Origin of the sequence: Acinetobacter sp. UBA3025, assembly GCF_002367915.1 — a bacterium.
GTDB lineage: Bacteria > Pseudomonadota > Gammaproteobacteria > Pseudomonadales > Moraxellaceae > Acinetobacter.
The window spans coordinates 1-7,342 of the sequence record NZ_DFDO01000235.1; the positions used below are offsets into that span (position 1 = coordinate 1).

General features: G+C 42.8%; 10 protein-coding genes. 7 read left to right on the plus strand and 3 right to left on the minus strand.

Annotated elements, in window-relative coordinates; all coding sequences use genetic code 11:
- From B4J23_RS09940 to trpB, 6 genes are all read left to right on the plus strand, one after another.
- Positions 1–940, plus strand: a 940-nt coding sequence (locus B4J23_RS09940; protein WP_291360363.1) for a ribonuclease D, incomplete at its 5' end; no start/stop codon positions are given.
- A 129-nt stretch (positions 941–1,069) separates the two neighbouring features.
- On the plus strand, positions 1,070–1,375 hold the full coding sequence (locus B4J23_RS09945) for a YcgL domain-containing protein (protein ID WP_004783715.1): 306 nt from the start codon (positions 1,070–1,072) through the stop codon (positions 1,373–1,375).
- Between the two features lie 21 nt (positions 1,376–1,396).
- On the plus strand, positions 1,397–1,780 hold the full coding sequence (locus tag B4J23_RS09950; RefSeq protein WP_180003755.1) for a hypothetical protein: 384 nt from the start codon (positions 1,397–1,399) through the stop codon (positions 1,778–1,780).
- A 21-nt stretch (positions 1,781–1,801) separates the two neighbouring features.
- Positions 1,802–2,653: an AAA family ATPase gene (locus tag B4J23_RS09955; protein WP_291360365.1), complete on the plus strand. Its 852-nt coding sequence runs from the start codon at positions 1,802–1,804 to the stop codon at positions 2,651–2,653.
- 13 nt (positions 2,654–2,666) lie between these two features.
- The gene (locus B4J23_RS09960; protein WP_180003757.1) at positions 2,667–3,854 is read left to right on the plus strand and encodes a vWA domain-containing protein; all 1,188 of its coding nucleotides are present in this window, start codon (positions 2,667–2,669) and stop codon (positions 3,852–3,854) included.
- A 107-nt stretch (positions 3,855–3,961) separates the two neighbouring features.
- Positions 3,962–5,167, plus strand: a complete 1,206-nt coding sequence (gene trpB, locus B4J23_RS09965) for a tryptophan synthase subunit beta (RefSeq protein ID WP_291360367.1) — start codon at positions 3,962–3,964, stop codon at positions 5,165–5,167.
- Between the two features lie 140 nt (positions 5,168–5,307).
- On the opposite strand, the gene B4J23_RS09970 is transcribed toward trpB, so the two are convergent.
- The 3 genes from B4J23_RS09970 to B4J23_RS09980 all read right to left on the minus strand — a co-directional run bounded on the left by B4J23_RS09970 (position 5,308) and on the right by B4J23_RS09980 (position 6,610).
- Entirely contained in the window at positions 5,308–5,739 is a 432-nt protein-coding gene (locus B4J23_RS09970; protein WP_125279146.1) for a CBS domain-containing protein, read from the minus strand.
- 106 nt (positions 5,740–5,845) lie between these two features.
- Positions 5,846–6,220, minus strand: coding sequence for a DUF2750 domain-containing protein (locus tag B4J23_RS09975; protein WP_034171083.1), 375 nt, complete (start codon positions 6,218–6,220; stop codon positions 5,846–5,848).
- A 156-nt stretch (positions 6,221–6,376) separates the two neighbouring features.
- Positions 6,377–6,610, minus strand: coding sequence for a hypothetical protein (locus tag B4J23_RS09980; protein ID WP_034171084.1), 234 nt, complete (start codon positions 6,608–6,610; stop codon positions 6,377–6,379).
- Positions 6,611–6,830: 220 nt separating this feature from the next.
- Here B4J23_RS09980 and B4J23_RS09985 point away from each other — a divergent pair, with 220 nt between their 5' ends.
- Positions 6,831–7,193, plus strand: a complete 363-nt coding sequence (locus B4J23_RS09985) for a hypothetical protein (RefSeq protein WP_291360371.1) — start codon at positions 6,831–6,833, stop codon at positions 7,191–7,193.
- The last annotated feature ends 149 nt before the right edge of the window (positions 7,194–7,342 follow it).

Below are 7,342 nucleotides of genomic sequence, written 5' to 3' on the forward strand. Positions count from 1 at the left end.
AATGGTAAATCAGATCAATATCTTCACTGCAGGCATGGAAAATATTGATCTGATTTACCATTACACCCAGAAAAAAGCCCTGAGTAATGTCTTTGATACACAGGTCGGCATGTCATTCCTCGGACATGGTTTGCAGGTCAGCTATCAGAATGCCTTGAAACAGATGCTGGATGTCGATATTGAAAAAGATCAGACGCGCTCTAACTGGCTGGCACGGCCTTTAAGCTCTGAGCAGTTACTGTATGCAGCCAATGATGTGCATTATCTGGTGCAACTGTCGGATAAGGTCAAACAGGATCTGGAAAGCAAATATCTGCTCGATTTCGCTCTTGAAGATTGCCGTTTTCTGACCCATGAAATTGGTGAAGAAACACCGACTGCCTTGCTTTATCAGGATGTCGGTAATTATCGTCATTCACGCCGTCAATTAATGCAGTTACAACAACTGGCTGTATGGCGTGAGCAGATTGCCAAGGCGTTGAATCAGCCACGTAGTTTTATTCTGAAAAACTCGACCATGATTGATCTGGTAGAGAAATTCCCGCGCAATAATTTTCAGCTCAGTCAGATGAAAGACATCCGGGCCAATATTGTCCGTGAACATGGCAAGACTATTCTGGATCTGTTGAAATTCCTGCCTGACCAAGCCGACTGGCCATTACGTCTGGCACGCCCAATCCGCCATTCATCCAGAGAGATTGGCGAGAAGGTTGAAACAATGATCCAGAATATATCCAATGAAATCTCCGTACCGAAAGAAGTGCTGATGCGCAAGAAATGGCTGAATGCCTTATATCAGCATGTAGTATGTCATAAGGATGAACAGGATCTGCCAAACTACTTGCTCGGTTGGCGCTATGAGTTATTAACTCTGCCGCTAATTAAGGTATTGCATCAGGATGAGTCTTATCTGTCGACCCAGATGAAAGTGGTTGAGTGATTTTTACTGGATTGATTAAAGATAAAGCAATTATACAAAATCACGACTGATGCATTGGAGGCGGCTAATGTTTCTGTCGTTTTTTTGATGTATCCTTGCGATTGTTTTTTCAGAAAAGTCGTTTGAAACATGCAAGTGTCTATCTACAAATCTAGCAAAAAAGATGAAATGTATCTTTATGTGGCGCGTCCTGCAGATGAGAACGAAGCCGAAACATTTGAACCACTAGAGGTATTGGCTGAACCGGTACGTGTTGCTTTTGGTCGTGCGACTTTTGTCATGCATCTTGAATTGAGTGAATCGCGTAAACTGGCACGTGCCAATGTTTTACATGTGATGGATTCAATTTCTACTCGTGGTTTCTTCCTGCAAATGCCACCAGAAGGTTTGATTAACCCGAATGCGCCAGCGCCAGAAGGTCTTCGTGGGGCTTAAGCTCAGTTCAGGAGTTGTGAAATGAATGGTTTTGTAGCTGTATTGGACTCAATTCCTGACCAGAGTATTGCGTTTGCAGTGTATCTGCTGGGCAGTCTGATTGCGTTAGCCTGCTGGTATGGCGTGACCAAGCGCATGCCAAAGGCAATGGGCGGTTTTTTATGGTTGTTAGCCTTTGCCGTGCTATTAACCCCAACCGTTTCTGAAGGCAGTAATGCTTCAGTTGCACCTGCTATTTTCGGGCTGCTGTTTGGTATTCTGACCAAGGAATATGAACTCGTTTGGATTAATGCGTCACTTATTTTATTTGTCATTGGTATCGGGTCTGTGATTGGCTATTGCTGGTCGACCTATGCATCCAGTAAAACGGGTCTTGGGTCAAACAAGAAAAGTTCACCGCTGTAAATAGAAAAATAAGGTTCAATCATGTCTGCTGATATTCAACAATTCTCAGGTACGGATCAGTACATTGCCACTGACAGTTTAAAACTAGCTGTGAAAGCTGCGCGTAGTTTGCAAAAACCCTTGCTGGTTAAAGGTGAGCCGGGTACAGGTAAAACCTTGTTGGCTGAACAGGTGGCACAAAGCCTTGGACTGAAGCTGATTACCTGGCATATCAAATCAACGACCAAGGCACAGCAGGGCCTGTATGAATATGATGCGGTATCACGCTTACGTGATAGTCAGTTAGGTGATGATCGCGTTTATGACATCAAGAACTACATCAAGCCGGGTAAACTCTGGGAAGCATTTACCAGTGAAGAACGCTGTGTATTGCTGATTGATGAGATCGATAAAGCAGACATCGAGTTTCCAAATGACTTGCTGCACGAGCTCGACAAGATGTCCTTCTTCGTTTATGAAACGGGTGAAACCATTACCGCGACCCAGCGTCCGATTGTCATCATCACTTCAAATAATGAGAAAGAACTTCCAGATGCCTTCTTGCGCCGTTGTTTCTTCCACTATATCGAGTTTCCGGATGAAGCGACCATGCGTGAAATTATCGATGTACATTTTGAGAATATTTCAGCAACGCTTGTGAATGAAGCTCTGCAAGTCTTCTTTAAGTTACGCCAGATTCCAGGCTTGAAAAAACTACCTTCAACTTCTGAACTGATCGACTGGTTAAGTCTGTTAATGGCAGATGATATGCCGGAAGACATTTTAAGAAATACCGACAAGTCCAAAGCGATCCCGCCTTTGTACGGCGCGCTGATCAAAAATGAGCAGGATGTACAGCTGCTTGAACGTCTAGCCTTTATGTCGCGTCGCTAAGGGAGAAACACGCATGTTTGTGCGATTGTTTTATACCCTCAGAAAATATGGCGTACCAGTTTCCACACGTGAGTTGATCGATCTGAATCAGGCGGTAGCGGCAGGCGTAGTTTTTGCCGATCAGGACGAGTTCTATCAGCTTGCTAAAACTGTGATGGTCAAAGACGAGCGCTACTTCGACAAGTTCGATCGTGCCATGAAAGACTACTTTGATGGTATCGCGACCTTTGATCTGGATGAACTGCTGAATCAGGTGCATAAACTGCCTAAAGACTGGTTTGATCTGGAACTTCTAGAAAAGCACTTAACCCCTGAACAGCGTGAAGAACTGAAAAAAGCCGGGTCGCTGGAAGAACTGATGAAAATGCTGGAAGAGCGCTTGCGTGAACAGCATAAAAAACATCAGGGTGGGAATAAGATGATTGGTACTGGTGGCACATCGCCATTTGGTGCCTATGGTGATCATCCTGAAGGTGTGCGCATTGGCGGGCCGGGGCGTAAACGTTCCGCAGTCAAAGTCTGGGAACAGCGTCAATACCGTAATCTGGATGATGATCAGATTCTTGGTAGTCGTCAGATGCAGATGGCACTGCGCCGTTTGCGTAAGTTTGCCCGTCAGGGTGCGGCTGAAGAACTGGACATTGATAGCACTATTCGTGAAACCGCCAAACAAGGCATCTTGGATGTTCAGTTGGTGCCGGAACGTCGTAACCGTATTAAAGTACTCATGCTGTTTGATATTGGCGGATCGATGGATGCGCATATTGCTCAGTGTGAAAAACTGTTTAGCGCAGCCAAGACCGAATTTAAGACTCTGGAATATTTCTATTTCCATAACTGTCTGTACGACTATGTCTGGAAAGATAATGTCCGTCGTTCCAGCTCGCGCATGAATACCTGGGATCTGTTCAATACCTATGGACGGGATTACCGGGTGATTGTAGTGGGTGATGCCAGCATGGCACCCTATGAGTTGAACTCCGTCGGTGGTTCGGTCGAATATATGAATGATGAGGCAGGACAGGTCTGGTTACAGCGTCTGCGTCAGCATTTTGATAAAACCGCCTGGCTCAATCCTGAAGAAGAAAAATACTGGCATTACACGCATACTATTGGCCTGATTAAGCAAATCTTTGAAGATCATATGTTTCCAATGACCTTAAAAGGTATTGAGGATATGACCAAATATCTGGCGCGTTGATTCCATTTATCTATAAGTGACTTTATCTATAGTTATTAGTGCTTTAAAACGAATTATTCTAGTATAAAGTCACTTGCTATACCTTATTCCAATATTCAGGAATTATTATGGCTCATCAAATTAATGGTATTGCGTTGCCCAACGAAGAGGGTTTCTTTGGTCAATATGGCGGTCAGTTCATTCCACCAGAGCTAAAACAGGCCATGGATGACATCAATGTTGCCTATCAGGAAATCCGTCAAACTGAAGAATTTCAGAATGAATTAAAAGACCTGTTTGCTAACTATGTCGGCCGTCCTAGCCTTTTGTTTCATGCTAAACACCTTTCTGACCAGTTAGGTGGAGCACAGATCTATTTAAAACGTGAAGACCTGAATCATACCGGTGCACATAAAATCAATCACTGTGTGGGTGAAGCACTGCTGGCGAAATATATGGGTAAAACCAAAGTGATTGCAGAAACCGGTGCAGGTCAGCATGGTGTGGCATTAGCCACTGCATGTGCTTTGGTGGGTATTCCATGTGAAATTCATATGGGCCAGGTGGATATCGAAAAAGAACATCCAAACGTCGTAAAGATGAAAATCTTGGGTGCTAAGCTGATTTCTGTGACTCGTGGTACAGCAACCCTTAAAGATGCAGTCGACAGTGCTTTTGAAGAATACTTGAAAGATCCGAAAAACTATATCTATGCGATTGGTTCGGTGGTAGGACCGCATCCATTCCCAATGATGGTGCGTGATTTCCAGTCCATTATTGGCGATGAAATCAAGGTTCAAACCAATGAACGCTTCGGTGCAAACCCAGACTATGTGGTGGCATGTGTGGGTGGTGGTTCAAATGCCATGGGTGCATTCACGGCATTCCTGAATGATCCAGACGTGAAACTGGTAGGGGTAGAACCTGCTGGTCATGGCCTAAATACTGATAAGCATTCCGCAACGCTGACTTTGGGTAAACCAAGCCAGTTGCATGGTATGGCCTGTTATGTACTCGAAGATGAGCAGGGTGAGCCTTTACCTGTGCATTCGATTGCTTCTGGGCTGGATTATCCAGGCGTAGGGCCACAGCACAGCCTGCTGAAAGATCTGGGTCGTGTGGAATACACTACAGCAACAGATCAGGAGTGTCTGGATGCCTTTATGACCCTGTCACGCGTTGAGGGAATTGTGCCAGCATTAGAAAGTTCACATGCAGTGGCTTGGGCAATTCGTGAAGCGGGTAAACTGCCTAAAGAGACTAAGATTGTAGTGAATCTTTCAGGTCGTGGTGATAAAGACTCTGACTATGTCGCAGAGAAACTCGGTCTTTAATTTGATCTAATAATCAAAAAATCCCAGTCTTAAGGCTGGGATTTTTTATACCTAATCTGGTTTTGATATGGCATTGTCATTTGTTTGTAATGACATTTTGAGTTTGAGTCTTAATTTACGTATTTAACTAAGAAAGAATTTTAGCCTGAAATATACTGTTGTAACTGATCAATCAGCTTACGTTGATCTTCCATTGCAGCTTTGACCAAGTCACCAATCGAAATCAGGCCAATCAGTTTGTCATTTTCAACTACAGGTAAGTGGCGTAAATGGCGGTCAGTCATTAATGCTAAGCAGTCTTCAACAGAAGTTGCAGAAGTCACGGTTATGACTTTAGGTGTCATAATTTCATTGACCGTGGTATCAAAAGAGGTTCTTTGCATCAATGCGATTTTACGGGTGTAATCACGCTCTGACAAAATGCCGACCACACTGTCTTCGTGGGTAACGACCAGCGCCCCGATTCCTTTTTCTGCCATCAGGCTAATTGCTTCTAAAACTGTAGAGTCTGGACGGATGGTATAAACTGCCTGATGTACTTTATCACCGAGCACTTGTGCTACGTTGGTCATTCTATTGAGTCCTTTTTATCTAATTATTATTAGTCCTAGAGTATGTATCCAGCTGAACATCTCTAGGTGTAGGTGTCTATTTTATGTCTTTATAAATAACATGTTTTTAGGCAAAGTGCAGTCTTTGTTGTGAAAAAAACAGGTGGCGCATCTGTGGAATGGATAATTTTAGTTTAGTGCCATTACCGCTACATAAAGTAGGTGTCACGGCTAGTCGGGACAGTGTAGGTAACAAGTTGTTTTCGAAATCTTCCGGGTTGATTCTACGGGGTACATAACCTGGCCAATGTTCCTTGGCATAATTTTTGGCATCCAGAGAATTAAGCCAGAATGGAAAAATATAATCTTCCTGATCACGCATCATCGCCCAACCCTGATGATAGACGCCCCACAAAACGCCGCAATACATCATAGATTTGAGGATGGTCAGCCTCAAAAGAAAGTTTTTACAAATCGGGTCGTATTGAATAATTTTTCGCATTGTCGTTAAAATAAAGTGCTATTAGAGTTCAGCTCTATTCTAGAAAGTTCCAGTGAAATTACTGTTTCAGCTTTGCAAGCAATCGTAATAAATTATGTCTTAATTGCAGTATTTCGAAAAAATAGCGTAAAAAAACGTCACCGAGGTGACGTTTCTTCAGGCTTGCATGGTGGCCATGTTCTGCCAGTATTGTGCTTTGAGTGAATCTCGTTCTACACGAAAACCCTGATAATACAGTTCAGCTAAAAAGAGAGCTGCTTTACCGTGACCGGCGCGCGCTGCATCTTCTAATTGTTTTACTGCATCGACAAAGTTCATTTGCGATTGAATGGTATTCACTGCATCTGCATACAGATGTTCCAAATCATGTTGAGAGATATTCTGCATAATATAAAAACTCCTTAATTTTAATTATGATTTCGGATAGACTTTTAAGTCTAAATACAAATATAACTTAGTATTATTAAACTAATATTACAGAATAATGGAAAAGTCAACTATATCAGCTTTCCTGTTTACTTAATTTATAGTTTGTACGATCAAACTATACACACTTGGAAGTTTGGTTGGTATAGATTTTAACAATAGAACAAAAGAAAAGGAGAACAACATGATGCAAAGAACTCTTGAAGGGCTCAGTTTTGATATGCCCCCAACAGCCAGTCAGATTACAGAATTGGCGCACGTACACCGTAAAAAACTGGATGAGGCAATTTATGACAAATATACCCATCTAGGTGATTACAGTCTGGCTCAACGTAAAGAAGTTTATGATTTTACCCGCGCTCTGGACGAAACCCAGCGTTCAGAGTTTTATAGTCACTATAATAATGAATTGGTCCGAATTGCAGATGAAGATCGACTGCATCCACCTGAAGCAGAAGCCGGCTTAAGCAAGTTTGCAATTTTACTGGTTTTAGGTCTGGTGGCTATGGTCATTGCCTGGAGTGTGTACGAATTGTTGAAATCCTAACCGATTTATAGTCATATCGAGATGTGTATTTATACTGGTCATTCAATCTTTGACTTGAACTTCATGGGGCCCAGCCATACACTAGCTGCAACTTGAGGTAGTGTATGGCTATAGATAGCAAAAAATTAAGCGATTTTCTGAATAAAATT